Source organism: Pseudonocardia abyssalis (assembly GCF_019263705.2).
Lineage (GTDB): Bacteria > Actinomycetota > Actinomycetes > Mycobacteriales > Pseudonocardiaceae > Pseudonocardia > Pseudonocardia abyssalis.
Genome location: NZ_JADQDK010000001.1, coordinates 6,137,495 through 6,161,908 on the forward strand (window position 1 = coordinate 6,137,495; position 24,414 = coordinate 6,161,908).

General features: G+C 73.7%; 27 protein-coding genes. 13 read left to right on the top strand and 14 right to left on the bottom strand.

Translation table 11 applies throughout. From position 1 onward, the window contains the following. Positions 1 to 8: 8 nt before the first annotated feature. From I4I81_RS30225 to I4I81_RS30235, 3 genes are all read right to left on the bottom strand, one after another. Positions 9 to 1,310: a sensor histidine kinase gene (locus I4I81_RS30225; protein ID WP_218602110.1), complete on the bottom strand. Its 1,302-nt coding sequence runs from the start codon at positions 1,308 to 1,310 to the stop codon at positions 9 to 11. 26 nt (positions 1,311 to 1,336) lie between these two features. After that, positions 1,337 to 2,584: a carboxylate--amine ligase gene (locus I4I81_RS30230; RefSeq protein WP_218602111.1), complete on the bottom strand. Its 1,248-nt coding sequence runs from the start codon at positions 2,582 to 2,584 to the stop codon at positions 1,337 to 1,339. Between the two features lie 78 nt (positions 2,585 to 2,662). Beyond that, positions 2,663 to 3,355 (bottom strand): response regulator transcription factor, encoded by a 693-nt coding sequence (locus I4I81_RS30235; protein ID WP_218602112.1) that lies wholly within the window; start codon positions 3,353 to 3,355, stop codon positions 2,663 to 2,665. A 51-nt stretch (positions 3,356 to 3,406) separates the two neighbouring features. Here I4I81_RS30235 and I4I81_RS30240 point away from each other — a divergent pair, with 51 nt between their 5' ends. Genes I4I81_RS30240 through I4I81_RS30250 form a run of 3 tightly spaced genes read left to right on the top strand, consistent with a single transcriptional unit; the run spans position 3,407 to position 6,516 of the window. Beyond that, complete coding sequence (locus tag I4I81_RS30240; protein WP_218602113.1) at positions 3,407 to 4,729, top strand: M20/M25/M40 family metallo-hydrolase; 1,323 nt, start codon at positions 3,407 to 3,409, stop codon at positions 4,727 to 4,729. Positions 4,730 to 4,762: 33 nt separating this feature from the next. Continuing rightward, entirely contained in the window at positions 4,763 to 5,533 is a 771-nt protein-coding gene (locus I4I81_RS30245; RefSeq protein WP_218602114.1) for an SDR family oxidoreductase, read from the top strand. Beyond that, the gene (locus I4I81_RS30250; protein ID WP_218602115.1) at positions 5,533 to 6,516 is read left to right on the top strand and encodes an NADPH:quinone oxidoreductase family protein; all 984 of its coding nucleotides are present in this window, start codon (positions 5,533 to 5,535) and stop codon (positions 6,514 to 6,516) included. Before I4I81_RS30245 ends, I4I81_RS30250 begins: the two co-directional genes overlap by 1 nt. On the opposite strand, the gene I4I81_RS30255 is transcribed toward I4I81_RS30250, so the two are convergent. Together I4I81_RS30255 and I4I81_RS30260 are read right to left on the bottom strand one after the other, a co-directional pair. After that, positions 6,513 to 6,752 carry a DUF5703 family protein gene (locus I4I81_RS30255; protein WP_218602116.1) on the bottom strand — a complete coding sequence of 80 codons (240 nt, stop codon included), beginning with the start codon at positions 6,750 to 6,752 and terminating at the stop codon, positions 6,513 to 6,515. The genes I4I81_RS30250 and I4I81_RS30255 overlap by 4 nt on opposite strands. 112 nt (positions 6,753 to 6,864) lie before the next feature. Then, positions 6,865 to 7,812, bottom strand: coding sequence for an aldo/keto reductase (locus I4I81_RS30260; RefSeq protein ID WP_218602117.1), 948 nt, complete (start codon positions 7,810 to 7,812; stop codon positions 6,865 to 6,867). Positions 7,813 to 7,864: 52 nt separating this feature from the next. Here I4I81_RS30260 and I4I81_RS30265 point away from each other — a divergent pair, with 52 nt between their 5' ends. From I4I81_RS30265 to I4I81_RS30280, 4 genes are read left to right on the top strand one after another with little or no spacing between them, the layout of a single operon-like run. Continuing rightward, positions 7,865 to 8,686, top strand: coding sequence for an undecaprenyl-diphosphate phosphatase (locus tag I4I81_RS30265; RefSeq protein ID WP_218602118.1), 822 nt, complete (start codon positions 7,865 to 7,867; stop codon positions 8,684 to 8,686). 26 nt (positions 8,687 to 8,712) lie between these two features. After that, a complete protein-coding gene (locus I4I81_RS30270; RefSeq protein WP_218602119.1) occupies positions 8,713 to 9,414 on the top strand; it encodes a histidine phosphatase family protein in 702 nt (233 codons plus the stop codon). Between the two features lie 46 nt (positions 9,415 to 9,460). Further along, positions 9,461 to 10,033 (top strand): DUF3090 domain-containing protein, encoded by a 573-nt coding sequence (locus I4I81_RS30275; protein ID WP_218602120.1) that lies wholly within the window; start codon positions 9,461 to 9,463, stop codon positions 10,031 to 10,033. Between the two features lie 13 nt (positions 10,034 to 10,046). Then, complete coding sequence (locus I4I81_RS30280; RefSeq protein WP_218602121.1) at positions 10,047 to 10,841, top strand: SCO1664 family protein; 795 nt, start codon at positions 10,047 to 10,049, stop codon at positions 10,839 to 10,841. On the opposite strand, the gene I4I81_RS30285 is transcribed toward I4I81_RS30280, so the two are convergent. Together I4I81_RS30285 and I4I81_RS30290 are read right to left on the bottom strand one after the other, a co-directional pair. Then, positions 10,838 to 11,257 (bottom strand): VOC family protein, encoded by a 420-nt coding sequence (locus I4I81_RS30285; protein WP_218602122.1) that lies wholly within the window; start codon positions 11,255 to 11,257, stop codon positions 10,838 to 10,840. The genes I4I81_RS30280 and I4I81_RS30285 overlap by 4 nt on opposite strands. A 67-nt stretch (positions 11,258 to 11,324) precedes the next feature. Then, positions 11,325 to 12,152: an EamA family transporter gene (locus I4I81_RS30290; RefSeq protein WP_218602123.1), complete on the bottom strand. Its 828-nt coding sequence runs from the start codon at positions 12,150 to 12,152 to the stop codon at positions 11,325 to 11,327. A 71-nt stretch (positions 12,153 to 12,223) separates the two neighbouring features. Between I4I81_RS30290 and I4I81_RS30295 the strand changes: the two genes are divergently transcribed. Together I4I81_RS30295 and ygiD are read left to right on the top strand one after the other, a co-directional pair. Continuing rightward, positions 12,224 to 12,628, top strand: a complete 405-nt coding sequence (locus I4I81_RS30295) for a DoxX family protein (protein WP_225924736.1) — start codon at positions 12,224 to 12,226, stop codon at positions 12,626 to 12,628. Positions 12,629 to 12,630: 2 nt separating this feature from the next. Beyond that, positions 12,631 to 13,485 carry a 4,5-DOPA-extradiol-dioxygenase gene (gene ygiD / locus I4I81_RS30300; protein WP_218602124.1) on the top strand — a complete coding sequence of 285 codons (855 nt, stop codon included), beginning with the start codon at positions 12,631 to 12,633 and terminating at the stop codon, positions 13,483 to 13,485. Between the two features lie 15 nt (positions 13,486 to 13,500). Here the strand turns inward: ygiD and I4I81_RS30305 are convergent, their stop codons facing one another. Continuing rightward, on the bottom strand, positions 13,501 to 14,241 hold the full coding sequence (locus I4I81_RS30305) for a histidine phosphatase family protein (RefSeq protein WP_218602125.1): 741 nt from the start codon (positions 14,239 to 14,241) through the stop codon (positions 13,501 to 13,503). Positions 14,242 to 14,526: 285 nt separating this feature from the next. On the opposite strand from I4I81_RS30305, the gene I4I81_RS30310 reads away from it, so the two are divergent. Continuing rightward, positions 14,527 to 15,393, top strand: coding sequence for an LLM class F420-dependent oxidoreductase (locus I4I81_RS30310; RefSeq protein ID WP_218602126.1), 867 nt, complete (start codon positions 14,527 to 14,529; stop codon positions 15,391 to 15,393). A gap of 66 nt (positions 15,394 to 15,459) precedes the next feature. Further along, positions 15,460 to 16,896, top strand: coding sequence for an NADP-dependent phosphogluconate dehydrogenase (gene gnd, locus I4I81_RS30315; RefSeq protein WP_218602127.1), 1,437 nt, complete (start codon positions 15,460 to 15,462; stop codon positions 16,894 to 16,896). Here the strand turns inward: gnd and I4I81_RS30320 are convergent. After that, positions 16,893 to 17,321 (bottom strand): Uma2 family endonuclease, encoded by a 429-nt coding sequence (locus I4I81_RS30320; protein WP_218602128.1) that lies wholly within the window; start codon positions 17,319 to 17,321, stop codon positions 16,893 to 16,895. The genes gnd and I4I81_RS30320 overlap by 4 nt on opposite strands. A 75-nt stretch (positions 17,322 to 17,396) precedes the next feature. Here I4I81_RS30320 and I4I81_RS30325 point away from each other — a divergent pair, with 75 nt between their 5' ends. Further along, positions 17,397 to 18,611, top strand: coding sequence for an acetyl-CoA acetyltransferase (locus I4I81_RS30325; protein WP_218616490.1), 1,215 nt, complete (start codon positions 17,397 to 17,399; stop codon positions 18,609 to 18,611). A 66-nt stretch (positions 18,612 to 18,677) separates the two neighbouring features. Here I4I81_RS30325 and I4I81_RS30330 read toward each other — a convergent pair whose 3' ends face one another. Then, on the bottom strand, positions 18,678 to 19,277 hold the full coding sequence (locus I4I81_RS30330) for an N-acetyltransferase (protein ID WP_218606314.1): 600 nt from the start codon (positions 19,275 to 19,277) through the stop codon (positions 18,678 to 18,680). A gap of 87 nt (positions 19,278 to 19,364) precedes the next feature. Between I4I81_RS30330 and I4I81_RS30335 the strand changes: the two genes are divergently transcribed. After that, complete coding sequence (locus I4I81_RS30335) at positions 19,365 to 19,772, top strand: VOC family protein (protein ID WP_218606315.1); 408 nt, start codon at positions 19,365 to 19,367, stop codon at positions 19,770 to 19,772. On the opposite strand, the gene I4I81_RS30340 is transcribed toward I4I81_RS30335, so the two are convergent. The 4 genes from I4I81_RS30340 to I4I81_RS30355 all read right to left on the bottom strand — a co-directional run bounded on the left by I4I81_RS30340 (position 19,738) and on the right by I4I81_RS30355 (position 24,414). Then, complete coding sequence (locus I4I81_RS30340) at positions 19,738 to 20,772, bottom strand: flavin-containing monooxygenase (RefSeq protein ID WP_218616491.1); 1,035 nt, start codon at positions 20,770 to 20,772, stop codon at positions 19,738 to 19,740. The genes I4I81_RS30335 and I4I81_RS30340 overlap by 35 nt on opposite strands. A gap of 194 nt (positions 20,773 to 20,966) precedes the next feature. Next, the gene (locus tag I4I81_RS30345) at positions 20,967 to 21,959 is read right to left on the bottom strand and encodes a threonine ammonia-lyase (RefSeq protein WP_226363645.1); all 993 of its coding nucleotides are present in this window, start codon (positions 21,957 to 21,959) and stop codon (positions 20,967 to 20,969) included. Between the two features lie 20 nt (positions 21,960 to 21,979). Then, positions 21,980 to 22,642: a DUF1345 domain-containing protein gene (locus tag I4I81_RS30350; protein ID WP_218601201.1), complete on the bottom strand. Its 663-nt coding sequence runs from the start codon at positions 22,640 to 22,642 to the stop codon at positions 21,980 to 21,982. 62 nt (positions 22,643 to 22,704) lie between these two features. Further along, positions 22,705 to 24,414, bottom strand: a complete 1,710-nt coding sequence (locus tag I4I81_RS30355) for a glycerol-3-phosphate dehydrogenase/oxidase (RefSeq protein ID WP_218601200.1) — start codon at positions 24,412 to 24,414, stop codon at positions 22,705 to 22,707.

The following is a 24,414-nucleotide window of genomic DNA, read 5'->3' on the forward strand; positions in this document are numbered from 1 at the left end:
GACGCCCTTCAGGGGGTGCGTACGGGGATCGGTACGAGCGGCACCAGCACGCTGAACCGGGTGGGGAGGCGGCTCGCGAGCAGCAGGCGACCGCCCTCGGCCTCGGCGAGGCTCCGCGCGAGGGCGAGGCCGATCCCGTGTCCGCCTGCGCTCCCCGACCGGCGGGTGAACACGTCGGGGTCGGTGCCGCGGACGCCCGGCCCCTCGTCGGTGACGTCGATGGCCAGCGCGTCGCCCGCGTCGCGGACGGTCACCGTGACCGCACCGCCGCCGTGCCGGACGGCGTTGTCGAGCAGCACCCCGAGCACCTGACGCATCGCCGGGGTCGACGCCGCGGCGACGGGCGGGTCGGCGGGGACGGTGACGGCCAGCGTCCGGCCGGCCCCGCTCAGCGGGGCGGCCCAGTCGCGGCGCAGGCCGTCGAGCAGCGCGTCGAGGTCCAGGGGCTCGCCGCGGCGGTCGGTGTCGCGGGCCAGGCTCAGCAGGTCGTCGATGGTGCGTTCCAGGCGGTCGGCCCCCGCCATCGCCGTGACGACGACGGTGTGCAGGTTCTGGCCGGGAGTGTCGAGCGCGGCCTCCAGGCCCAGCCGCAGGCCGGCCAGCGGCGTGCGGAGCTGGTGGGAGGCGTCCGCGGAGAACGCCCGCTCCCGGGCGACGAGACCGCCGATGCGGGCGGCGGCGCCGTTGAGCGCGGTGCCCACCTCGTCGATCTCGGGGATGTGCGACGGCGGGGCGGTGGCGGTGAAGTCGCCCGCCCCGACGGTCCGGGCGGCGGAGGCGAGGTCCTCCAGCGGCTCGGCGAGGCGGGCGGCGAGGCGCCGCGACACCAGCCAGACCGCGCCGACGGCGAGCAGCCCGAGCGCCGCCATGGCCGCGAGGGCGACGGCGATCCGCAGGAACGTGGGCCCCTGGGGTGCCTCGCCGCGCAGCGCGCCGACGATCCGGTCGCCGTCGTAGAGCGGGATGGCCACCAGGAAGCGGCCCGCCCCGTCCCCGTCGACGATGCCCTCGCCCTCGATCACCTCGTCGACCGGACCGTCCGCGACGGCCGGGCCGTCGCCGACCAGCCGCGCGCCCGCCGCGTCGTAGAGGGTGAACCGGATCTCCCCCGCCCGGGGCAGCGCGCCGGGGACCTCGCCGCGCGCGAACTCCGCGGCCAGCGTCAGCCCGAGGGTGTCGGTGGCTTTGTCGACCTGGTTGTGCCCGGCGTTGAGCATGTACGCGGCCATGACGGCGGCCAGGGGGCCGCCGAACAGTCCGATGGTCATGACCGCGGCGACGACCGCCAGTACGACGATCCGATGGCGCATCGGCACATGATGGGCGACGGTGGCCCCTAGTGCGAGCGTCGGGCCAGCGCCTCGCGCAGCAGCCGCCGCGGTCGCCGGGTCACGAGCTCGGTCGCCCACGTCAGCCCGGGCATCGGGTCGCGCAGCGACAGGACGCCGATGTCGCGGACGCCGCGGAAGGTGCGCAGCACCTCGGGCACCGTCGTCAGCCCGTTCTGCAGGCGGAACCGGATCGTCCGCAGGTCCTCCTCGGGCAGCCACACCTTCCGCCCGGGGACCGGGCGCGGCTGCGCGCCGAGCTCCCGGCCGGCCAGCGTCGCGTAGAGGCGCCACGGGCCGTCGGCGCCGCACGCCTGCGACAGCCCGAAGTTGCCGGGGATCCGCACGTTGATCTCGATGAGGTACAGCTCGCCGGTGTCGGCGTGCCGCTTCATCTCGCACGAGGCGATCCCGACGAACCCGACGTGTTCGAGCAGCCGCAGGTGGTTCGCGTGCGCCTCCGGCACGTCGAACGACTCCAGCATCGAGCCGACGCCGTAGTCGACGGGCCACTGCCGGATCTTGCGGCGGCCGTAGCGCAGGGTGATCTCCCCGGAGCGCTCGCGCACCAGCACCGACCCCTCCAGCGCCGTCTCCGGCCCCGGGACGAGCTCGGTGAGCACGATGTCGAGGCCCAGGTCGAGCAGGATGCCGGCCTTGTCCTGCAGCTCGGCGTCGGAGGCGAGGCGGGTGGTGCCGAAGCCGGCCTTCTCCCGGGCCACGTGGCCCAGGGTGGCCTTGACGATGCACGGGTAGGTCAGCGAGCCGCGCACGGCCTCGAGCTGGGATCGGGTGGAGACGTGGTGCATCCACGGCGTCCGCACGCCCGCCTCGGCGGCGAGCTCGTAGAGCCGGTTCTTGTCCATCAGTGCCAGGTGCGCGCCGTCGCCGGACTCGAACGACCGCAGCGCGGCGGGGACGGCGGCCCGGTGCTCGGCGAGGTACTTCGTGGCCGCGTCGGACCCGGAGAGCAGGACGCCGCCGCCGTCCTCGGCGAGGCGGCGCAGCTCGGCGGTCCACAGCTCGGGGAACTCACCGGGGTCGGGCAGCACCCGGCCGGTGACGGCGCGCGACCGCAGGGCGTGGGCGAAGGCGGCGCTCGTCAGCAGGTGCACGTCGACGCCGCGGCGGGCGAGCACGCGGGCGATCGTGAGCGACCCGTCGTTGGGGTGCAGGACGATCAGCCGGGGCAGGGCCGACCGGGACGGTGCGGGACGGACGGGGGCCGGCCGGGAGTGGAGCGGGGGAGCCGTCATGGTTCCAGGCTTGCTCACGGAGGGTCAACGGACGACCAACCGAGACCCACCGCTGCGACAAATCTCGGCCCGGACGGCTCAGTGCGGAGGGTCGAGCCGGTACCCGTGGCCGCGCAACGTGACGATCTCGGGCAAACCGGTCGCGCCGGTACCGCCGAGCCGGCGACGCAGGGCCGCGATGTGCATGTCGAGGGTCTTCGTGGAGCCGAACCAGTTGACGTCCCACACGTCGCACATCAACGTCTCCCTGCTGACGGCGCTCCCGGCGTCGGCGGCGAGGCGGGCGAGGAGGTCGAACTCCTTGGCGCGCAGCGAGATCTCGGTCCCGGCGACGGTGACGCGGCGGCCCGCGACGTCGATGAAGACCGACCCCAGCTCGACGGTCCCGGCGCCCGCGGGGGCCACCGGCCCGCCGCGGCGCAGGTGGGCGCGGATCCGGGCGCGCAGCTCGTCGAGGCGCAGGGGTTTGGTGAGGTAGTCGTCGGCGCCCGCCTCCAGCCCGACGACGACGTCCATCTCGTCGGTGCGGGCGGTCAGGACGACGAGCACCGCGCCGGGCTGCTGCGTGCGCAGGCGGCGGCACACCTCCACGCCGTCGAGGTCGGGGAGGCCGAGGTCGAGCAGCACGAGGTCGAGGTCGTGCGCGGCGGCCTCGCGCAGCGCCCCCTGGCCGGTGCGCACCCAGGTGACGTCGTGACCGTGGGCGAGCAGGCTGGTGTTGAGCACGCCGCCGATGGTCTCGTCGTCCTCCACCACGAGCAGTCGGGCCATGCGGGGGAGACTACGACCGCCCCGGACGGGACTCGATGGTAGGAAGGCCGCGTGACCCGCTCCCAGGACAGTTCCGCCGTCGACGAGGTCGTCGACCTCTGCTCCGAGCTCATCCGGATCGACACCACCAACACCGGTGACCCCGACACGGTCACCGGCGAGCGGGAGGCCGCCGAGTACGTGGCGGCCAAGCTGTCGGAGGTCGGCTACGAGATCGAGATGGTCGAGTCCGGCGCCCCCCGTCGCGACAACGTGTTCTGCCGGCTGCCCGGCGCCGACCCGTCCCGCGGTGCGCTGCTCGTCCACGGCCACCTCGACGTGGTGCCCGCCGAGCCGTCGGAGTGGTCGGTGCACCCGTTCTCCGGGGCGGTGCAGGACGGCTACGTGTGGGGCCGCGGCGCCGTCGACATGAAGGACATGGTGGCGATGACGATCGCCGTCGCGCGCCGCTTCCAGCGCGAGGGCGTGGTGCCGCCGCGCGACATCGTGTTCGCGTTCCTCGCCGACGAGGAGGCGGGCGGGGCCTACGGCGCGCACTGGCTGACCAGGAACCGCCCGGACCTGTTCGAGGGCTGCACGGAGGCCGTCGGGGAGGTCGGGGGGTTCTCGCTGACGCTGGCCGAGGACCGCCGCGTCTACCTCATCGAGGCCGCCGAGAAGGGCATCGCCTGGATGCGGCTGCACGCCCGCGGCAAGCCCGGCCACGGCTCGTTCCTGCACGACGACAACGCGGTCACCCACGTCGCGGAGGCCGTCGCGCGGCTGGGCAACCACACGTTCCCGCTGACGATCACCGACACCGTCCGGCAGTTCCTCGACCGGATGAGCGAGCTCACCGGCCTGGAGTTCCCCGAGGACGACCTGGAGGGCTCGCTGGCCAAGCTGGGCCCGCTCTCGCGGATCGTCGGGGCCACCATCCGCGACACGGCCAACCCCACGATGCTCTCGGCCGGGTACAAGGCCAACGTCATCCCGTCCACCGCGGAGGCCGTGATCGACTGCCGGGTGCTGCCCGGGCGCCAGGAGGCGTTCCTGCGCGAGGTCGACGAGCTGATCGGGCCGCACGTCACCCGCAGCTGGGTCACCGAGCTGCCGCCGGTGGAGACGGAGTTCGGGGGCCCGCTCACCGACGCGATGGCGGCCGCGCTGCGCACGGAGGACCCCACCGCCGAGACCGTGCCGTACATGCTGTCCGGTGGCACCGACGCGAAGGCGTTCGCCGAGCTGGGGATGGCCTGCTTCGGGTTCGCCCCGCTGCGGCTGCCGCCCGACCTCGACTTCGCGTCCCTGTTCCACGGCATCGACGAACGCGTGCCCGTCGACGCCCTGCAGTTCGGCACCCGCGTGCTCGACACGTTCCTGCGTACTTGCTAGCAGGACCATTCAATGCAGTCTGAGGAGCTCGTGATGGATCTGAACGGCAAGCGCGCCCTGGTCACCGGCGGGGCCTCGGGGATCGGGGAGGCCGTCGCGCGGCGGCTCACCGCGGCGGGTGCGAAGGTCGCGGTGGTCGACCGCGACGAGGCGAGGGCCACGGCGCTGGTCGAGGAGATCGGCGGGCTGGCGGTCGTCGCCGACGTCACCGACGCGGAGACGATCACCGGCCTCGTCGGGCAGGTCGAGGAGCACTTCGGCGGCCTCGACATCGTCTTCCTCAACGCGGGCACGACGTCGGGCCAGTCCGGGATCTCCGACCTCGACGTCGAGGCGTACCGCCGGATCATGGGCGTCAACGTCGACCACGTCGTGTTCGGCCTGGCCGCGGCGGTCCCCGCCCTGCGCCGCGCGGGCGGCGGCACGATCATCGCCACCTCCTCGCTGGCCGGGCTGGTGCCGATGCCCGGCGACCCGATCTACACGCTCACCAAGCACGCCGTCGTCGGCTACGTCCGCGCGGTGGCGCCCACGCTGATCGGTGACGGCATCCGCGTCGCGGCCCTGTGCCCCGGCTTCGCCGACACCCCGCTGATCGCGCAGGCGAAGGACCAGTTCGGCGATTTCCCGCTGCTCACCGCCGACGACGTCGCCGACGGGGTCGACGCGATCCTCGGCCGCGCGGAGCCCGGCGAGTGCTGGTTCGTGCAGCCGGGCCGCGAGCCCGCCCCGTACGGGTTCCGGGGCGTCCCCGGGCCGAAGGGCGCCGGGGCGCCGCCCGCCGTGTCCTGGGAGGACCACTGATGCGCGGCTGGAGCGTCGCGCGCCTGGGCGACCCGGCCGAGGTGCTGGAGTTCGGCGAGCTGCCCGACCCGGAGCCCGGGCCGGGACAGGTGCTGGTCCGGGTGCACGCGGTGGCGTGCAACTTCCCCGACATCCTGGTCTGCCAGGGGCGCTACCAGGAGAAGCCGGAGCTGCCGTTCACGCCGGGGCTGGAGATCGCCGGTGAGGTCGTCGCGGCGGGGGAGGGGGCGCGGGCCGCCGTCGGCGACCGCGTGCTCGGCACGCCGCCGATGGGCCGTGGCGGGTACGCCGAGCTGGCCGTCCTCGACGCGGCGTCGACGTTCCCGTGGCCCGACGGCATGACGGCGGCGCAGGCCGCGGGGCTGTTCGTCACCTACCAGACGGGCGTGTGCGCGCTGACCCGGCGCGGGCGGCTGCAGGCGGGGGAGACCCTGCTCGTGCACGCCGCGGCCGGCGGCGTCGGGAGCGCCGCGGTGCAGATCGGGAAGGCGCTCGGCGCCCGCGTCATCGGCACGGCGGGCGGCGCGGCCAAGTGCGACGTCGTGCGCGGGCTCGGCGCCGACGAGGTGGTCGACTACGCGGCCGAGGACGTCGTCGCGCGGGTCAAGGAGCTCACCGGCGGCCGCGGCGCCGACGTGGTCTACGACCCGGTCGGCGGCGACATCTTCGACCTCTCGCGCAAGGTCGTCGCGTTCGAGGGGCGGATCCTGGTGATCGGGTTCGCGGGCGGGCGCATCGCCGAGGCTCCCACCAACCACGTGCTCGTCAAGAACTACGAGGTCGTGGGCGTGCACTGGGGGTTCTACCGCACGATGGACCCGGGCCGGATCGACGAGTGGCAGGGCGTCGTCGAGGACCTGTGGGCCCGCCGCGCCATCGACCCGCTGGTCGGCGCGGAGCTGCCGCTCGACCAGGCCCCGGAGGCGCTGCGGCTGCTCGGGTCGCGGGGCACGACCGGCAAGGTCGTGCTGCTGCCCGGCTAGAAGGAGATCTCGGGCAGCATCCGGTTGCTGCGCTTGCGGCGGAGCGTGACCTTGCGCACGCCGCCGGGGTAGAGCCGGACGCGGGAGAGCTCCCAGCCGCCGAACTCCGCCTGGATCGCCAGTCGGACCGCCGCCGTCACCCGGGACACGTCACCGGGGATGTCGATCGGCCGGTACTCCCACTCCCCGTCGGCGGCGTCGGGGTCGACGTCCGCGGTGGGACTGCTGCGGGCCACCGGCACCTCCGAGAGCTCGTCCGTGTTGCGCCGCGGTGAACGGCGGATGGCCCCACACGATAGGCGGGGCGGGGGCCCGGTGCCAGGTTCGTCCGGGTCCGGCCGGGGCGGCTCAGGCGATCGGGCCGCTGACGTCGTCGAGCGCCGCGCGGATCTCCGCGGGCAGCGTCACCGCCTCGGTCGCCATCGAGGCGGCGAGCTGCGCGGCGTCGCGGGCGCCGACGACGGCCGAGGCGACGCCCGGCAGGTCCCGCACCCACGCCAGCGCGACGGCCAGCGGCGAGGTGCCGAGGCCGTCGGCCGCGGTGAGGACGGCCTGCACGATCCGGGTGGAGCGCTCGGTGCGCCGCGCCTCGACGTAGGGGGCGAGGGTGGGTGACGCGCCGCGGGAGTCGGCCGGGGTGCCGTCGGCGTACTTGCCGGTCAGGACGCCGCGTCCGAGCGGGGCCCAGGCCAGCAGCCCGACGCCGTGGTGCACCGCGGCGGGCACCAGCTCGGCCTCGACGTCGCGGGCCAGCAGCGAGTACTCGACCTGCGCCGACACCGGCACCGTGAGCGGGCCCAGCGTCCGGCCCCGCTCGGCGACGGTGGCGAGCTGCCATCCCCGGGGCGCGACGAGCCCGGCGTAGCGGACCTTGCCCGCGAGCACGGCGACCTGCACGGCCGAGAGCGTCTCGTCGACCGGCACCGTGGCGTCCCAGGCGGGGAGCTGCCACAGGTCGAGGTGGTCGACCCCCAGACGCTTCAGCGTGGCGTCGAGCCCGGACAGCAGCGCACCGCGCGCGGCCCCGTCGCCGAGCGGCCCGCCGGGCAGCGAGGCGCGCCCGGCGATCACGACGTACTCGCGCGGCACCGAGGCCGCGAGCACCGCGGCGAGGGTCTCCTGGGCGAGGCCGTCGCCGTAGCCGTCGGCGGTCTCGACGAGCGAGCCGCCCGCGTCGACGAACGCCGTGAGCTGTGCCGTCGCGGCCTCGAGATCGGTGTCGGCCCCCCAGGTCAAGGTGCCCAGGCCGATGCGCGAGACCTCCAGACCGCTGCCCCCGACCCGTCTCGTCTGCACGGCGGGGAGCCTACGGCGGGCGCGATCACGGTCCCCAGTACGGTCGCTCGACGTGACGTGGCTCGAAGTTCTCGTTCTCGGTCTGGTGCAGGGGCTGACGGAGTTCCTCCCGATCTCCTCCTCCGCCCACCTGCGGATCACCTCCGAGGTGTTCTTCGGGCGCGACGCGGGGGCCGCGTTCACCGCGGTGACGCAGCTCGGCACCGAGCTGGCCGTGGTCGTCTACTTCGCCAAGGACATCGGGCGGCTGGTCGCGGTGTGGTGGCGCGGCTTCTCGACGCCGATGGTGCGGATCACCGACGACTACAAGATCGCCTGGCTGGTGATCATCGGCACCATCCCGATCGCCGTGCTCGGGTTGCTGTTCGAGGACCAGATCCAGACCGTGGGCCGCAACCTGTGGCTGGTGGCCTCGACCCTGATCATCTTCGGCCTGCTGCTCGGGCTGGCCGAGCGGATCGGCCGCCAGCAGATCGAGCTCCGCAAGATCACCCCGAGGGACGGCATCCTGCTCGGGTTCGCGCAGGCCATGGCCCTGATCCCGGGGGTCTCGCGCTCCGGCGGCACGATCACCGCGGGCCTGTTCCTCGGCATGACGCGGCCCGCGATCGTCCGCTACTCGTTCCTGCTGGCCATCCCGTCGGTGTTCGCCGCGGGGCTGTTCCAGCTCCCCGACGTCTTCGCGAACGACGGGCCGAGCGTCCTGCAGATGATCGTGGCGACCGTGATCGCGTTCGTCGTCGGCTACGCCACGATCGCCTGGCTGCTGCGCTACGTCGAGGCCCACAGCGTCTACGTCTTCGTCTGGTACCGCGTCGGCCTGGGCCTGCTGCTGCTCGCCGCGCTGAGCACGGGCCGCCTCGCCGCCACGTAGGGGTCCGTCCACGTAGGGTCGCGTTCGTGACCACCTTGATCCTCCTGCGCCACGGCCGGTCCTCGGCGAACGTCGCCGGTGTGCTGGCCGGGCGCACCCCCGGCGTCGAGCTCGACGAGACCGGTCGCGGGCAGGCGGAGAAGGTCGTCGGGCGGCTGAACGGCGTCCCCATCGCCGAGATCGTGTGCTCGCCCATGCTGCGCTGCGAGCAGACCGTCTCGCCGCTGGCCGCCGGCCGCGGCCTGACGCCCGTCACCGAGCCCGACCTGGCCGAGGTCGACTACGGCACCTGGACCGGCGCGGAGCTGAAGAAGCTCGGCAAGGAGCCGCTCTGGAAGGTCGTGCAGGGTCACCCGTCGGCTGCGGTGTTCCCCGAGGGCGAGGGGCTCGCCGCGATGCAGGCCAGGGCGGTGGCCGCGGTGCGCAGGCACGGGGCCCGGATCGCGGCCGAGCACGGGCCGCAGGCGGTGTGGCTCGCGTGCAGCCACGGCGACGTCATCAAGGCCGTGCTGGCCGACGCGCTGGCCACCCACCTCGACAACTTCCAGCGGATCATGGTCGACACCTGCTCGATCAGCGTCGTGCACTACACGGAGACCCGCCCGTTCGTCGCGCGCGTCAACGATCTGGGCGGCGACGTCTCCGGCCTGATCCCGCCCACCCCGAAGCGCCGCCGTCGGACGGCCGCCGCGCGCAGCTCGGATGCGGTGGTGGGCGGCACCACCTGACGTGCGGCGTGCCGTCCGCGCCGGGGGCAGCTACCCTGGAAGGGTCATGTCACGCGTCATTCACGTCTTCCGCCAGCCCGAGCGATTCGTCGCCGGGACCGTCGGCGAGCCCGGCGACCGCTCCTTCTACCTGCAGGCCATCGAGGACTCGCGCACGATCAGCGTGCTCCTGGAGAAGCAGCAGGTGTCGGTGCTCGCCGAGCGCATCGCCGCTCTCCTGGAGGAGGTGGCGCGCCGGTTCGGCGGCGACGATCCCGACACCCCGGGCGACGGCACCGACCTCGACCCCCTGGCCGTGCCGCTGGAGGAGGAGTTCCGGGTCGGCACCATGGGCCTGGGGTGGGACGCCGACTCCAAGTCGGTCGTCGTGGAGCTGCTCGCGGTGAGCGAGGAGGAGGTCGACGAGTCGGTCGTCCTCGACGACGCCGAGGAGGGCCCCGACGCCCTGCGCGTCTTCCTCTCCCCGGTGCAGGCGCAGGCCTTCGCCGACCGCGCGGAGAAGGTCGTCTCCGCCGGCCGTCCGCCGTGCCCGCTGTGCGCCGAGGCGCTCGATCCCGAGGGTCACGTCTGCGTGCGGCTCAACGGCTACCGCCGGCGCACGCCCGCCGTCGAGGGCTGAGGGCCACCCCTCGGTGCATCCTCGCGACCCCGCGGTACCGGAACTGCTCCGCAACGGCCGCATCGACATCACCGGCCGCCTCGTCGACGCCTCGAACGCCACGCTGTTCGGCACCGTCAGCGCCGACGGGGTGGAGGCCAGGTGCGTCTACAAGCCCGTCCGCGGCGAGCGTCCGCTGTGGGACTTCCCGGACGGCACGCTGGCCGGCCGCGAGTACGGCTCGTTCCTCGTCTCCGAGGCGGCCGGGCTGCACCTCGTGCCGCCCACGCTGCTGCGCGAGGGGCCGTTCGGGCCGGGGATGGTGCAGGTCTGGGTCGACACCGACGACGAGCGCGAGTTCGTCGACGTGTGCTCGCCGAAGAAGGTGCCCGATGGCTGGATCGGCGTGCTGCGCGCCCGGGGCGACCGGGGTGAGCCCGCCGTCCTCGTGCACGCCGACACCCCGGCGCTGCGTCGGATGGCGGCGTTCGACGTCGTCGTCAACAACGCCGACCGCAAGGGCGGGCACGTCCTCGCGGGCACCGACGGGCATCTCTACGGCGTCGACCACGGCCTCACGCTGCACGTCGAGGACAAGCTGCGCACGGTGCTGTGGGGCTGGGTCGGCGAGCCCCTGCCCGGCGAGGTCGTCGAGGCGCTGGAGAAGCTGCGCACCGAGCTCGACGGCACCTTCGCCGACGTGCTGGGCGAGCACGTCACGCGCCGCGAGGTGCGCACGCTGTCCTCGCGCGTCGACGCGCTGATCGCCGAGCCGCGCTTCCCGGAACCCTCGGGGTACGGCCCGGCGATCCCCTGGCCCGCGTTCTAGGACCCGGCGGGGGCCATCAGTTCGAGCGCGATGTTGTCGGGGTCGCGGAACTCCAGCAGGAAGCCCATCCCGATGTCCTTGACGGGCTCGTGCTCCACGCCGAGTGCGTCGAGCTTCGCGGCGACGGCGTCGAGGTCGGCGCGGGAGTCGACGCCGAAGCTGAGGTGGTCGAGCCCGGCGCGGTTCTCGTCGAACACATCGCCGTCCGGGGCCGTCGGGCGCAGGCCGAGCAGGCCGCCCGGTACCTGGTAGATGACGCCGTCGAAGACGAACCACAGCTGCTCGCGGGTGGCGTCGTCGGCGTCGGCGGGCACCTCGAAGGCGACGTCGAAGCCGAAGACCTCGTCGTAGAACGCGCGCGAGCGGGCGATGTCGGTGACGGTCAGGCGGACGTGGGAGTACCCGGTGATCGGCATGCGCGCATGGTTGCACCCGATCTAGTCGTGCGCATCGTCAGGCGATCACCGGTCAGGCGATCACCGGTCAGGCGATCGCGAGAAGCACGATCCCGGTGAGGGCGAGCGCGGCACCGGTCCGCTGCGCCGCCGCGGGCCGCTCGCGGAGCAGGGCGAACGCGAGCACGACCGTCACCACCGGGTTGAGCGTGGCGATCACCGAGACGACGCTGAGCAGCCCGATCCGGGTGGCCTCGCCGAACGCGAACGTGCCCAGGGCCAGCAGCAGCCCGGGGACGAGCACGAGCGCACCGTCGCGGGGTGCGACCCGGACCGGGGCGCGGAGCATCAGGATCCCGAGGCCGGTGGTGAGCACGAGCGCGACCCGCGACCACACCAGCGCCCCGGACGAGGAGTCGGCCGCGGCTCCGGCGTACGTGGTGAGGAACGTCCCGAACAGCGCGGCGGCGCCCAGGGCCCAGCCGATGCCCCGGGTGCCGCCCGGCCCGGTGGGTGGGCGGCGTGCGGCGAGCACGATCCCGACGAGCACCAGCGGGATCCCGACGAGCTGCCACGGTCCGGGCCGGTCCCCGGAGGCCAGTCCGACCAGCACCGGCACCGCCGCACCGCTCGCCGCGACCGGGGAGATCACGCTGAGGTTGCCCGTCTGTGCCGCGCGGTAGAGGCAGGCAAGAGCGCCGGCGTTGCTCGCCCCGGCCGCGACGGCGAACGCGAGGCCCGCGGCGTCCATCGTCAGGTCGGAGCCGAGCGTCAGGAGGACCGAGACGGCGAGTCCGCCGAGTTGGCTGCCCAGCAGTACCGCGGCGAGCGGCATCCGCCTACCGAGCACGGGGGCCAGGTAGTTGGCCACGCCGTAGCCGAGCGCGGTGCCGAGGGCCAGGAGGATCGCGATCACGGCGTCATCCTGGGGCACGGGTCACGGTCGGGTGACGTTGCTTCAACGCTCATGCATCTTGCGCTACATTATTGAGAGTTCAAGTCACCGTCGAGCGCTGGGAGCGCACCGTGTCCGTCGTCGCCTGGATCCTGCAGATCGTCCTCGCCCTCGCCTTCCTCGGCGCGGGTGGCATGAAGCTCGCCCGACCGAAGCCCGCGCTCGTCGCGGCCGGCATGGGGTACGCCGAGGACTTCTCGTCCTCGGCGATCAAGACCATCGGTCTGCTGGAGGTGCTCGGTGCGATCGGGCTGGTGCTCCCCGCGGTCACCGGCATCGCGACCTGGCTGGTCCCCGTCGCGGCGATCGGCCTCGCGCTGACCATGGCCGGCGCCGTCGTCGTGCACGTCCGGCGCAAGGAGGCCTACCTCCCGCCGCTGGTGCTCGGGGTCCTCGCGCTCGTTCTCGCCGTGCTCCGCCTCGCCTACCCTCTCTGAGCATGACACCCATGCCTGCGGCGTTCATCGGGCACGGCAGCCCGATGAACGCCCTCGAGTCCAACCGGTACACGGAGTCGTGGGCGGCCCTCGGTGCCGCGCTGCCCCGGCCGCGGGCGGTCCTCGTGGTCTCGGCGCACTGGTACATCAACGCCACTGCCGTCACGGCGATGCCACGGCCACGCACGATCCACGACTTCTTCGGCTTCCCCGGAGCGTTGTTCGACGTCGACTACCCCGCACCGGGGGCGCCCGACGTCGCCGCGGAGGTCGAGGAGATCGCCAAGCCGACGTGGGTGGGCCAGGACGTCGACAGCTGGGGGATCGACCACGGCACATGGTCGGTGCTCGCGCACATGTTCCCCGACGCCGACGTCCCGGTGATCCAGCTCTCGATCGATGCCGGGAAGTCCTTCGACGAGCATCTCGACCTCGGCGCGAAGCTCGCCCCGCTGCGGGAGAGCGGCGTGCTCGTCGTCGGCAGCGGCAACGTCGTGCACAACCTCGGCGGGATGGACCCGCGCCGCCGCGACGAGGGCTTCGACTGGGCGCAGCGCTTCGACGAGGCCGCCCGCGCCACCATGACCGGCTCCCCGGACGTGCTGCCGGGCATCGTGGGGTCGCGCGACTTCGACGTCGCCGTGCCCACACCCGACCACTTCATCCCGCTGCTCTACCTCGCGGGGCTCGGGGCGGCGTCCGGCGGCGGGGCGGACGTACTGGTCGACGGGTACGCCTACGGCTCGCTGTCGATGACGGCGTACACCCTCGGCCTCGACCGTCCCGTCTCGGCCGACGGTCCGGCCGGGGCCGGCAGTGTGCCGTCCGGCCGCCCGCCCGAGGACATGAACATCTGATCGGGGACGGTCGGATCAGCGGCCGTAGGACTCGAACCAGTCGCGGTCGATCCACGGCGGCAGGTGCGGCGGCACCGTCATCGAGGTGGTGCGGCCGCGGAAGGTGACGTCGGCGGAGCCGTCGGGGCGCACCCGCACGCGGATGTCCTCCAGATTGTGCGGCTCGCCGGGGTCCTCGCCGAGGGTCGTGGCGAGGAACGCGCGCATCGGGGCCGAGTGCGTCGCGGCGACGACCAGCAGGTTCTCCGGGGCGTCGCGGCCGACCTCGGTGATGCCGCGCCAGAACCGGTGCGCGGCCACGTGCGGCGGCTCGAAGTACAGCGTCGGGTTGTGCAGCCAGTACTCGATCGGCCCGCCCGCCGCGGCGACCGAGCGGTAGTCGGAGTCGAAGCGGTCGTACTCGCGGGCCCAGTCGGGCAGGTCGCCGGTGAGCGTCAGCCGCTCGGTGACCGCGTCGGAGGTGTCGACGCCCTGTCCGTGCAGCGAGTAACGCAGGTTGTCGAACCACGGGTCGGGGTGCAGCGGGCCCGGCTCGATCCCGGCGTCGACCAGCGCCGCCCGCAACCCGACCGCCGTCGCGATCGCGCGCGCGGTACGGGCGTGCGGCATCCGGACGACGGTGCCGGGCGCGATCTCCTTCGCCAGCACGGCACCGCGCTCGCGCGCCTGCTCCTCGCCGAGCGGAGTGAGCCCGAGGTCCCCGTCGTAGCCGACGGTCTCCCCGTGCCGCAGCAGCACGACCTCGTAGTCCGACACGGAACCTCCCAGGTGGACGACGGACGCGACGCGGACGACGGACGCGACGCTACGGCGACCGCCCGTCGGATCGGGACCGCCGTACCGCATACCGGAACACCCCCGCGAGTCGCCGTTTCCCCGCCCGCGAGTCGCCGTTCTTCCGCCCGCGAGTCGCGGTCCTCGGCACCCGGGCTGTCGGCGGGTGAGGGTAGGACCGTCGGGGCCAGGCTGCGGTGGCGACACGGGGCTAGCGTCGGTGTCCGAGCGGCCGCACCTGGTCGGCCGCAGGGGAGAGGTACTGCTGTGGAGATCGGTCTGCACGTCGCGGACTTCACCTACCCGAGCGGGCCCGGCGGGCTCGCCGACGACCTGACGCGCATCGTCGTGGCGGCCGAGGAGGCCGGTTTCGCGCGCGTCAGCGTCATGGACCACCTCTGGCAGATCCGCCCGGTCGGGCCGATCGAGAACGACATGCTGGAGGCGTACACGACCCTGGGCTTCCTCGCGGCGCGCACGTCGCGCGTCCAGCTGCTGGCCTGGGTCACCGCCGTCACCTACCGCGAGCCGGGGATGCTCGCGAAGCTCGTCACGACCCTCGACGTCCTGTCGAAGGGCCGCGCGTGGCTGGGCATCGGCGCCGCGTGGAACGACGAGGAGGCCACCGGCCTGGGCCTGCCGTTCCCGGGCACCGCCGAGCGCTTCGAGCGCCTGGAGGAGACCCTGCAGATCTGCCGCCAGATGTGGGGCGCGGACGACGGGCCGTACGCGGGCACGCACTACCGCCTCGGCGCGACGATGAACGTGCCGCAGCCACTGCGCCGTCCGCCGATCCTCATCGGCGGTGGCGGGGAGAAGAAGACGCTGCGCCTCGTCGCGCAGTACGCCGACGCGTGCAACCTGTTCGCCGGGCCGGACGTGGAGCGCAAGCTCGACATCCTGCGCGGGCACTGCGCCGACGTCGGGCGCGACTACGACGAGATCGAGAAGACCGTCATGTTCCCGCTCGACACCGGGGAGAACGGCGAGAAGGTCGACGCCCTGCTCGCTCAGCTCCGGCCGCTCGCCGCCCTCGGCGTCACCGAGGCCCACGGCTGGGTGCCGCGCGTGTGGGAGACCGAGCGTCTGGAGCTGATCGGCAAGGAGGTCATCCCGGCCGCCGCGGAGATGTAGGACACGCAGGGAGGTGCGCCGCGGGACCGGGTGTGCGGCACCTCGGGATCTGGGTACGGTCCGGGCATGACTGAGGCGACGAGCCGTATCGGTGTGACCGGGCTTGCGGTGATGGGCGCGAACCTGGCCCGCAACATCGCGCGTCGGGGGGTCCCGATCGCCGTGCACAACCGCACCACCGCGAAGACCACCGATTTCATGGAGGCCTACGGCGAGGAGGGGGCGTTCACCGCCGCCGAGTCGCTGGAGGACTTCGTCGCCGCGCTGGAGAAGCCGCGCCGGATCATCGTGATGGTCAAGGCGGGCAAGCCCGTCGACGGCGTGATCTCCGACCTGACGCCGCTGCTCGACGAGGGTGACATCATCATCGACGCCGGCAACTCGCACTTCCCCGACACCGTGCGCCGCACCGAGGAGTGCGCCGCGAACGGCCTGCGCTTCATGGGCATCGGCGTCTCGGGCGGAGAGGAGGGTGCGCTGCTCGGGCCGAGCATCATGCCCGGCGGCGACCCGTCGGCGTACGCGGAGGTCGAGGAGATCCTCACGTCGATCGCGGCGGTCGTCGACGGCACGCCGTGCTGCGTGCACGTCGGGCCGGGTGGCGCCGGGCACTACGTGAAGATGGTGCACAACGGCATCGAGTACGCCGACATCCAGCTCATCGCCGAGGCCTACGACCTGCTCACCCACGTCGGCGGGCTCGACGCCCCGGCCATCTCGAAGATCTTCGAGGAGTGGAACTCCGGGGATCTGGAGTCCTTCCTCATCGAGATCACCGCGAAGGTGCTCGGCAAGACCGACGAGAAGACCGGCGGCCCGCTGGTCGACGTGATCGTCGACCAGGCCGAGCAGAAGGGCACCGGCACCTGGACCGCCGTCGACGCCCTCGGTCTCGGCGTGCCCCTGACCGGCATCACGGAGGCGGTGTTCGCGCGTGGCCTCTCCGCACTGCGCGACGAGCGCAGGGCGGCGTCGACGACGCTGGCCGGGCCGACGCCGGGTGACGGGCCCGACGGCCTCGTCGACGACATCCGCCAGGCCCTCTACGCCTCGAAGGTGGTGGCCTACGCGCAGGGCTTCGCGCAGATGCGGGCCGCGTCGATCGCGAACGACTGGGACCTCGACCTCGGGTCGATGGCCACCATCTGGCGCGGTGGGTGCATCATCCGGGCGCAGTTCCTCAACCGGATCCGCGACGCCTACGCCGAGCACCCCGACCTCGACAACCTGCTGATGGTGCCGTACTTCACCGACGCCGTGGCCGACGCGCAGGACGCGTGGCGCCGCGTGGTCGTGACGGCCACCCAGCAGGGCGTGGCGGTGCCTGCGTTCGCCAGCTCGCTGAGCTACTACGACGGCTACCGCCGCGAGCGCGGGCCGGCCAACCTCATCCAGGGCCTGCGGGACTTCTTCGGCGCCCACACCTACCTGCGCACCGACGCCGAGGGGAAGTTCCACACCCGGTGGGGGCAGGACGGTTCCGAGGTGCGGACGGACGGCTAGGCGAGCAGCACGTCGAGATCGATGCGGGCGGGGAACGGGTCGTCGGTGGTGCAGCGGCCCGTGACCGGTCCGGCGTCGGCGTACCCGAACTCGCCGGCCAGGTGGTGGCACTCCACGAGGCCGACGCCGTCGGTGATGTCGAGGATCCAGTAGTGCGGGATGCGCGCGTCGGGGTACTCCGCGCGCTTGACGGTGCGATCGGTGCGCCGCGATCCGGGGGACAGGGTCTCGATGTCGTGCGAGGGCACCTGGCCCCGGAGCTGGACCATCAGCTCGCCCTGACACGCCTGATGGCGGGGGACCGGGCTCGGTGACATCACGACGGTCCCGTCCTGCGGTTCGTAGCGACCGTCGGTGGCCTCGTCGAGCGCGGCGGACCCGGCCGCGGTGAGCAGGCGCGGCCGCGGGAGGGGCAGAGCGGTCACGGCACGAGTGCGGCACGGCTCCCCGACAGGACCGGGGAGTTGTCCACAGGCGCGGCAGGGTCGATCGTGGACCCCATGACGGAACAGGTGTTCGTGCTCGGCGGGGCGCAGACCGACTTCGCCACCAACTGGTCCCGGGTCTCCGACGAGCCGCTGCGTGCGATGCTCGCCGACGCCGTCGCGTCCGCCCTGACCGACGCCGACGTGCCCGCGTCCGACGTCGGGACCGGGCACGTCGGCAACCTCGCCGCCGAGCTGTTCGCCGGTCAGGCGCACCTCGGCGCGCTGCTCACCACGCTCGACCCCGCCTGGTCCTCGCTGCCCACGAGCCGGCACGAGGCCGCGTGCGCGTCGGGCTCGATCGCCGTGCTCGCCGCGATGGCGGAGATCGAGGCGGGCCGCTACGACGTCGCCCTCGTGACGGGCGTCGAGCTGATGCGCAACGTCGGCGGGCGGCAGGCGGCCGACCACCTCGGCTGCGCGGCGTGGGTGGGGCGCGAGGAGTTCCCCGACGGGCTGCCCTGGCCCACGCTGTTCGAGCGCATCGCGCAGGAGGTCGACGAGCGCGACGGGCTCGACCGCGACCACCTCCGGCGCATCGCCGAGATCAACCGCGAGAACGCCCGCACCAACCCGCTCGCCCAGACCCGCGGCTGGACCGACGTCGTCACCGCGGCCGACGACGCGGCGAACCCGTCGGTGGTCGGGGAGATGCGTGCGGCCGACTGCGGGCGGATCACCGACGGCGCCGCGGCCGTGGTGCTCGCCGGGCGGCGCTACGCCGGCGAGTGGGCCCGGCGCACCGGTCGCACCCCCGCGGTGATCCGCGGCTGGGGCCACCGCACCGGCTCGCTCGGACTGCAGGACAAGCTCGACGCGAGCCGCGGCCGCGAGTACCTGTTCCCGCACCTGCGCACGGCGATCACCGAGGCGTACGGCCGGGCCGGGATCGCAGGACCCGAGGAGCTGGACGCGATCGAGCTGCACGACTGCTTCACGATCACCGAGTACGTCGCGTTGGAGCACCTCGGGATCCCGGCCGCGAAAGCCGTCGACGACGGACGGATCGCCCGCGGCGGCGCGCTGCCCGTCAACCCCTCCGGTGGGTTGATCGGGGCCGGGCATCCCGTCGGGGCGACGGGGGTGCGGATGCTGCACGACGCCGCCCGGCAGGTCACCGGGCGGGCGGGGGAGTGCCAGGTCGAGGGCGCGGGCACGGTCGCGACCCTGAACATCGGCGGGAGTGCGGCCACGGCCGTCGGCTTCGTGGTGGGCGCGGCCGGCTCGTGACCCGGCCTCCGCCCCCCGGACTGCAGTGAAGCCACCCTGCCGCCCCGAGACGGCAGCAAGGCGGCTTCACTGCGACGCGGAGGCGCGCCGGAACAGCTGCGACGACCCCACCGGCACGAAGCCCGCGGCCAGCAGCGTGCGCAGGCTCGCGGCGTTGCCCGGCGCGCAGGCCGCCACCACCACGTCCCCCGCCGTGACGGAGGCGAGCGCGTCGCGGACCATCGCGCGTCCGGTCCCTCCGCGGACGGCGGGCGGTACCTCCATGCTCAGCTCCGTCAGCCCGGCGATCCCGCGCCCGAGCACTGCGATCTCGTCGCCGGTGGGGCGGCCGAGCACCCGCACGTCGTCACGCACGGCGCGGGCGAACGCGGCGCGCGGGTGCCCGACCAGGTCGGGCCGCCCCACCAGCACAGGCGGGCCGCCGGTGCCGCGGGCGACGAGCACGGCGTCGAGGCTGTCGATCCAGCCGTCCGGGCCCGCGAGCGCGGCGATCAGTCGCGGGTCGTGGGCGCCGCCGAACCCGTCGACGGGGCCGGGCACCGGACCGTCGACGGCGAGCACGGCGAACCCGGTGAACGCGACCACCGCCTCGACGCCCGGCCGCCACGGGGCCACCCGGATCCAGGTCCCGTCGGGTTCGGGGAACCGGCCGTCCGCGGCGTCCACGAGGAGCGTCGCGAGCGACCGATGAGTTCTGTCGGGGGTCGGCGTCATAGTGGCGTACGCACCGCATCGAGTGCCCCAGGAGAGATCATGTCCCGCAAGCTGTTCGTCAACCTCCCCGTCGAGAACCTGGACGCCTCCGTCGCCTTCTTCACCGCGCTCGGCTTCACGTTCGACCCGAACTTCACCGACGGGAACGGCACCTGCATGCACGTCAACGAGCACACGTCGGTGATGCTGCTGGTGAAGAAGCGGTTCAGCGACTTCACCGACAAGACCATCGTCGACGCCCGCACCTCCGCCGAGGTGATCTTCGCGCTCTCCGCCGAGAGCCGCGAGGAGGTCGACCGGCTGGTGAGCACCGCGATCGCGAACGGTGGCAGCCCGGCGCAGGACGAACCGCAGGACCACGGCTTCATGTACGGCAACAGCTTCCACGACCTCGACGGGCACAACTGGGAGGTCATGTGGATGGACATGTCCCAGGTTCCGTCCTGAGAACCTCCCGCGCCGCAGCCCGCCCGGCCCGGTTCGCGCCGATCGTGCTGGCGCTCGGCCCGTAGCCGACGAGGTGGACACGGGGGTCGGCGACGACCCGGGTGCCGTCCATCGCGATCCCGCCGCCGGGCCCGCGCAGGCGCAGCGGGGCAAGGTGGCCGAGCGCGGCCCGCCAGCCGGTGGCCCAGAGGACGACGTCGGCGTCGTATGTGGACCCGTCCGCCCACGCCACACCGGTGGGCACCAGCCGGTCGAACATCGGCCGCCGCACCAGCACCCCGGCCTCCTGCGCTGCCTGCACCGCGGGGGTGCGCAGCAGCCCGGTCACCGAGACGACGCTCCCCGGTGCCAGACCGGCCCGCACGCGCTCGTCGACGAGCGCGACGGCGGCACGCCCGTCGAAGGTCTCGTCGGAGAACACCGGCGGGCGCCGCGTCACCCACGCGGTGTCGACGGCCACGGCGGCGATCTCGATCAGCAGCTGCACCGCCGAGGTGCCCCCGCCGACGACCACGACCCGCTTCCCGACGAGCTCGTCCGGCCCGCGGTACTGGGCGACGTGCAGCTGGCGCCCGTCGAAGGTGCCGGGGTAGCGGGGCACGAACGGGCGGGTCCAGGTGCCGGTGGCGTTGATCAGGGCACGGGTCGTCCAGGTGCCACGGTCGGTCTCCACCCGCAGGTCCGGGGCATCGTCGTGTACGCCGCGCACGTGCACCGGCCGAACGACCGCCAGCCCGAACTCGCGCTCGTAGTCGGCGAAGTACTCGGGTACCACCTCGGCGGCCGGGCGGGTGACGTCGGTCGGGTCGAAGTGCAGGCCGGGCAGGTCGTGGATGCGGTGCGCGCCGTCGACGCGCAGGGTCGGCCAGCGGTGCCGCCACGCACCACCGGGTCCGTCCTCGCCGTCGAGCACCACGAAGTCGGCCCCCGCCCGGGCCAGCCCGGACGCGGCCGAGAGCCCGGCCTGCCCGGCCCCGATCACGACGACGTCGGTACGCACACCCGGCACAACGCGCGAGCGCCCGGCGGCAGTCCCACCCCGCCGCAGTCCCACCCCACCGCAGTCCCACCCCACCGCAGTCCCACCCCACCGCAGTGCATCGGCGGGGTGAGGCTGGGCGGGCGGGGTGAGGCTGGGCGGGCGGGGTGAGGCTGGGCGGGCGCGGGCCGGTTCAGGCGCGGCGGGCGGGTGGCTCAGGCGGCGGCGGGCTCCCGCGGCGGGAACGGGGTGGCGGCGAAGCGTCCGGTCCACACCGCCAGGTCGGCGGTCGTGGCGTTGCCGCCGCAGACCACCAGGCCCAGCCGGGCGTCCGGCCCGACGCGGTCGAGCACCCGCAGCGCCGCCGGCACCAGGCACCCGGCCGCGGGCTCCGCCCAGACCTTCGCCCGCTCGGCGAGGGTGAGGGTGCCGCGCACGGCGTCGGCATCGGACACCACCAGGACGTCCTCGACGAGCGAGCGCACGTGGTCGAGCGTCAGCGGCGTCACGTACGGCGCACTCAGCGTGCTCACCACCGACGTCGGGGTGAACGACACCGGCGCCCCCGCGGCGAGCGCCTGCGACATCGCATCGGCCCCCTCGGTCTCCACACCCCACACGCGTACGCCCGATCCCGCGAACGCCGCCGCGATCCCGGAGATCAGCGCGCCGCCGCCGATGCTCACCAGCACGTCGGTCAGCCCGGGGGCGTCGGCCTCGAACTCGGCGCCGACCGTTCCCTGCGCGGCGATGACGTCCCGGTCGTCGAACGGGTGCACGAGCGTCATCCCGCCCGCGACCAGCTCGTCGAGCAGGGCGAACGCGCCCGCCATGTCGTCGGTGAGCCGGACCTCGGCCCCGGAGGCGCGGCACGTCGACACGGCCCGCTCCGGCACCGACGACGGCATGACGATCGTCGCCGCGATCCCCAACGCCCCGGCGGTGTCGGCGACGGCGAGCCCGTGGTTGCCGCCGCTGACCGCCACCACCCCGGCGGCGCGTTCGGCGGGGGAGAGCCCGAGGAGCTTGTGGAACGCCCCACGCGGCTTGAACGACCCGGTCCGCTGCAGCAGCTCGAGCTTGAGCGCGACGGGCACGCCCAGGTGCGCCGAGAGCCCGGGGGACTCCACGGTCGGGGTGCGCACCACGTGCCCGGCGATGCGGGCCCCGGCGGCGGCGATGTCGTCGATGGAGATCAGGTCGCTCACCCCCGCCACGGTAGGCGCCCTCAGCCGAGCACGTTCACCGCACGCGCGACGACCAGCGCCACCGTCACGAGCGACACCAGCGCCTGCACGAGCATCGCGACCTTCGTCCACCGCGAGAGCGGCAGCGTGTCGGTGGGGCTGAACGCGGTGGAGTTGGTGAAGGACACGTAGAGGTAGTCGACGAACACCGGTTCCCAGTCCGGGTCGGACACGTCGGGGGTCTGCATCTGGGCGAACAGGAAGTCCGGGTGCTCCGCGACGCCCGCCGCGCGGTCGGCCGGGCCGCCGCGGTCGAACTCCCAGTACAGCAGCGCGAACGCGATGACGTTGGTCAGCCAGATCGCCCCGCCGGTGGCGAGCAGGGGAGCGGCGTCGTCGCCGAACCGGCCGTCGACGAGCCCCACCACCAGGCCGACGACCGACAGCGCCGTCGCCAGCCCGACGAGCGACGCCAACCCGATGCCGAGCACCCGCAGCCGCTGCGACGCCCGGTCGATGCGCAGCGGGTTGCTCACCAGCAGCACCACGATGAGCAGCGCCTCCAGCCCCGGCAGCAGCCAGCGCGGGGTCGGCGTCACCTGGTCGGGCAGGCCGAGCTGCAGCGCGATCGCGACGACCACGGCGAGCAGCGCGGGCCAGCGGTGCTCGCCCCGCGTCCGCCGCCGCCACGCCGGTCCCGTCACGCGCGGAACGCTAGTCGTGCGCGGAAACCGTGGCCGGGCGACGGTTTCCGCGCACGGGTGCCTCAGCGCAGCGGGACCACTTCCGGCGCCCCCATCCGGGCGGAGTCGGCGGTCTCGTCGTCGGGCATCTTCTGGCTCTCCCGCTCGGCGTCGACGCGCTTGCGGTAGTGCTCCACCTCGCGCGCGATCTGGTCGTCGCTCCACCCCAGGACGGGGGCGATGAGCGCGGCGGCCTCGTCGACCGACCCGATGCCCCGGTCGAACGTCTCGATCGAGATCCGGGTGCGGCGGGCGAGGACGTCCTCCAGGTGGCGGGCGCCCTCGTACTGCGCCGCGTAGACGATCTCGGCGCGCAGGTAGTCCGGTGCCCCGGCGAGCGGCTCGCCGAGCGTCGGATCGCCCGCCACGAGGTCGAGCACCTCGTGGATCATCGACCCGTAGCGGCCCAGCAGGTGCGCGATCCGGGCCTCGTGCAGCCCGTACTGCGCGGCCAGGACGTACCGGGCGTTCTTCAGCGCGGTGAACCCCTCGGCGCCGAGCAGCGGCACGTTCTCGGTGACCGAGCTCGGCACCTTCGCGTCGAGCGCGTGCACCGCCGCGTCCACGGCGTCCTTGGCCATGATCCGGTAGGTCGTGTACTTCCCCCCGGCGACGACGACGAGCCCCGGCGCGGTGTGCGCCACCGCGTGCTCGCGCGACAGCTTCGACGTGGCGTCGGACTCGCCCGAGAGCAGCGGCCGCAGCCCGGCGTAGACGCCCTCCACGTCGGCGTGCGTGAGCGGCTGCTCCAGCACCTCGTTGACGTGGTCGAGCAGGTAGTCGATGTCGGCGGCCGACGCGGCCGGGTGGGCCTTGTCGAGGTCCCAGTCGGTGTCGGTGGTGCCGACGATCCAGTGCCGCCCCCACGGGATGACGAACAGCACCGACTTCTCGGTGCGCAGGATCAGCCCCGAGTCGCCCTGGATGCGGTCGCGCGGCACGACCAGGTGGATGCCCTTGCTCGCCCGGACCTTGAACTGCCCGCGCTCGCCGACCATCGACTGGGTGTCGTCGGTCCACACCCCGGTGGCGTTGATGACCTGCTTGGCGTGCACCTTGATCGTGCGGCCGGACTCCAGGTCGTGGACCTCGGCCCCGGTGACGCGCTCGCCCTCGCGCAGCAGGCCGACCACGCGCGAGCGGGTGGCCACGTGCGCGCCGTACGCGGCGGCGGTGCGGGCGATGAACATCGTGTGCCGGGCGTCGTCGACCTGCGCGTCGTAGTACTGCAGCGCGCCGACGAGTGCGTCCTTGCGCAGCGACGGCACGATCCGGCGCGCGCCGCGGCGGGTGAGGTGGCGGTGCAGCGGCAGCCCCGCGCTGTGTCCGGACGCGCGGGCGAGCACGTCGTAGAGCGCCACCCCGGCCCCGGCGTAGATCCGCTCCCAGGCGCGGTGCCTGAGCGGGTAGATGAACGGCACCGGTCGGATGAGGTGCGGGGCCAGCTTCTCGATGAGCAGGCCGCGCTCGGAGAGGGCCTCGGCGACCAGCCGGAAGTCCAGCATCTCCAGGTAGCGCAGGCCGCCGTGGATGAGCTTGCTCGACCTGCTCGACGTCCCCGACGCGAAGTCGCGGGCCTCGACGAGCCCGACGGTCAGCCCCCGGGTGGCGGCGTCGAGGGCGCTTCCCGCACCCACGACACCGCCCCCGACGACCAGCACGTCGAGTTCGGTCGACGCCATCGCCTCCAGTGCCGACTCCCGTGCGGCGGGGGAGAGCGCGACCGATCTCAT

Excerpts from the sequence above, each read along its gene's own strand:
- I4I81_RS30225 (WP_218602110.1), bottom strand. The coding sequence starts at position 1,310 with ATGCGCCATCGGATCGTCGTACTGGCGGTCGTCGCCGCGGTCATGACC.
- I4I81_RS30230 (WP_218602111.1), bottom strand. The coding sequence starts at position 2,584 with ATGACGGCTCCCCCGCTCCACTCCCGGCCGGCCCCCGTCCGTCCCGCA.
- I4I81_RS30235 (WP_218602112.1), bottom strand. The coding sequence starts at position 3,355 with ATGGCCCGACTGCTCGTGGTGGAGGACGACGAGACCATCGGCGGCGTG.
- I4I81_RS30245 (WP_218602114.1), top strand. The coding sequence starts at position 4,763 with ATGGATCTGAACGGCAAGCGCGCCCTGGTCACCGGCGGGGCCTCGGGG.
- I4I81_RS30250 (WP_218602115.1), top strand. The coding sequence starts at position 5,533 with ATGCGCGGCTGGAGCGTCGCGCGCCTGGGCGACCCGGCCGAGGTGCTG.
- I4I81_RS30275 (WP_218602120.1), top strand. The coding sequence starts at position 9,461 with ATGTCACGCGTCATTCACGTCTTCCGCCAGCCCGAGCGATTCGTCGCC.
- I4I81_RS30285 (WP_218602122.1), bottom strand. The coding sequence starts at position 11,257 with ATGCCGATCACCGGGTACTCCCACGTCCGCCTGACCGTCACCGACATC.
- ygiD (WP_218602124.1), top strand. The coding sequence starts at position 12,631 with ATGACACCCATGCCTGCGGCGTTCATCGGGCACGGCAGCCCGATGAAC.
- gnd (WP_218602127.1), top strand. The coding sequence starts at position 15,460 with ATGACTGAGGCGACGAGCCGTATCGGTGTGACCGGGCTTGCGGTGATG.
- I4I81_RS30325 (WP_218616490.1), top strand. The coding sequence starts at position 17,397 with ATGACGGAACAGGTGTTCGTGCTCGGCGGGGCGCAGACCGACTTCGCC.
- I4I81_RS30335 (WP_218606315.1), top strand. The coding sequence starts at position 19,365 with ATGTCCCGCAAGCTGTTCGTCAACCTCCCCGTCGAGAACCTGGACGCC.
- I4I81_RS30355 (WP_218601200.1), bottom strand. The coding sequence starts at position 24,414 with ATGAGATCGGTCGCGCTCTCCCCCGCCGCACGGGAGTCGGCACTGGAG.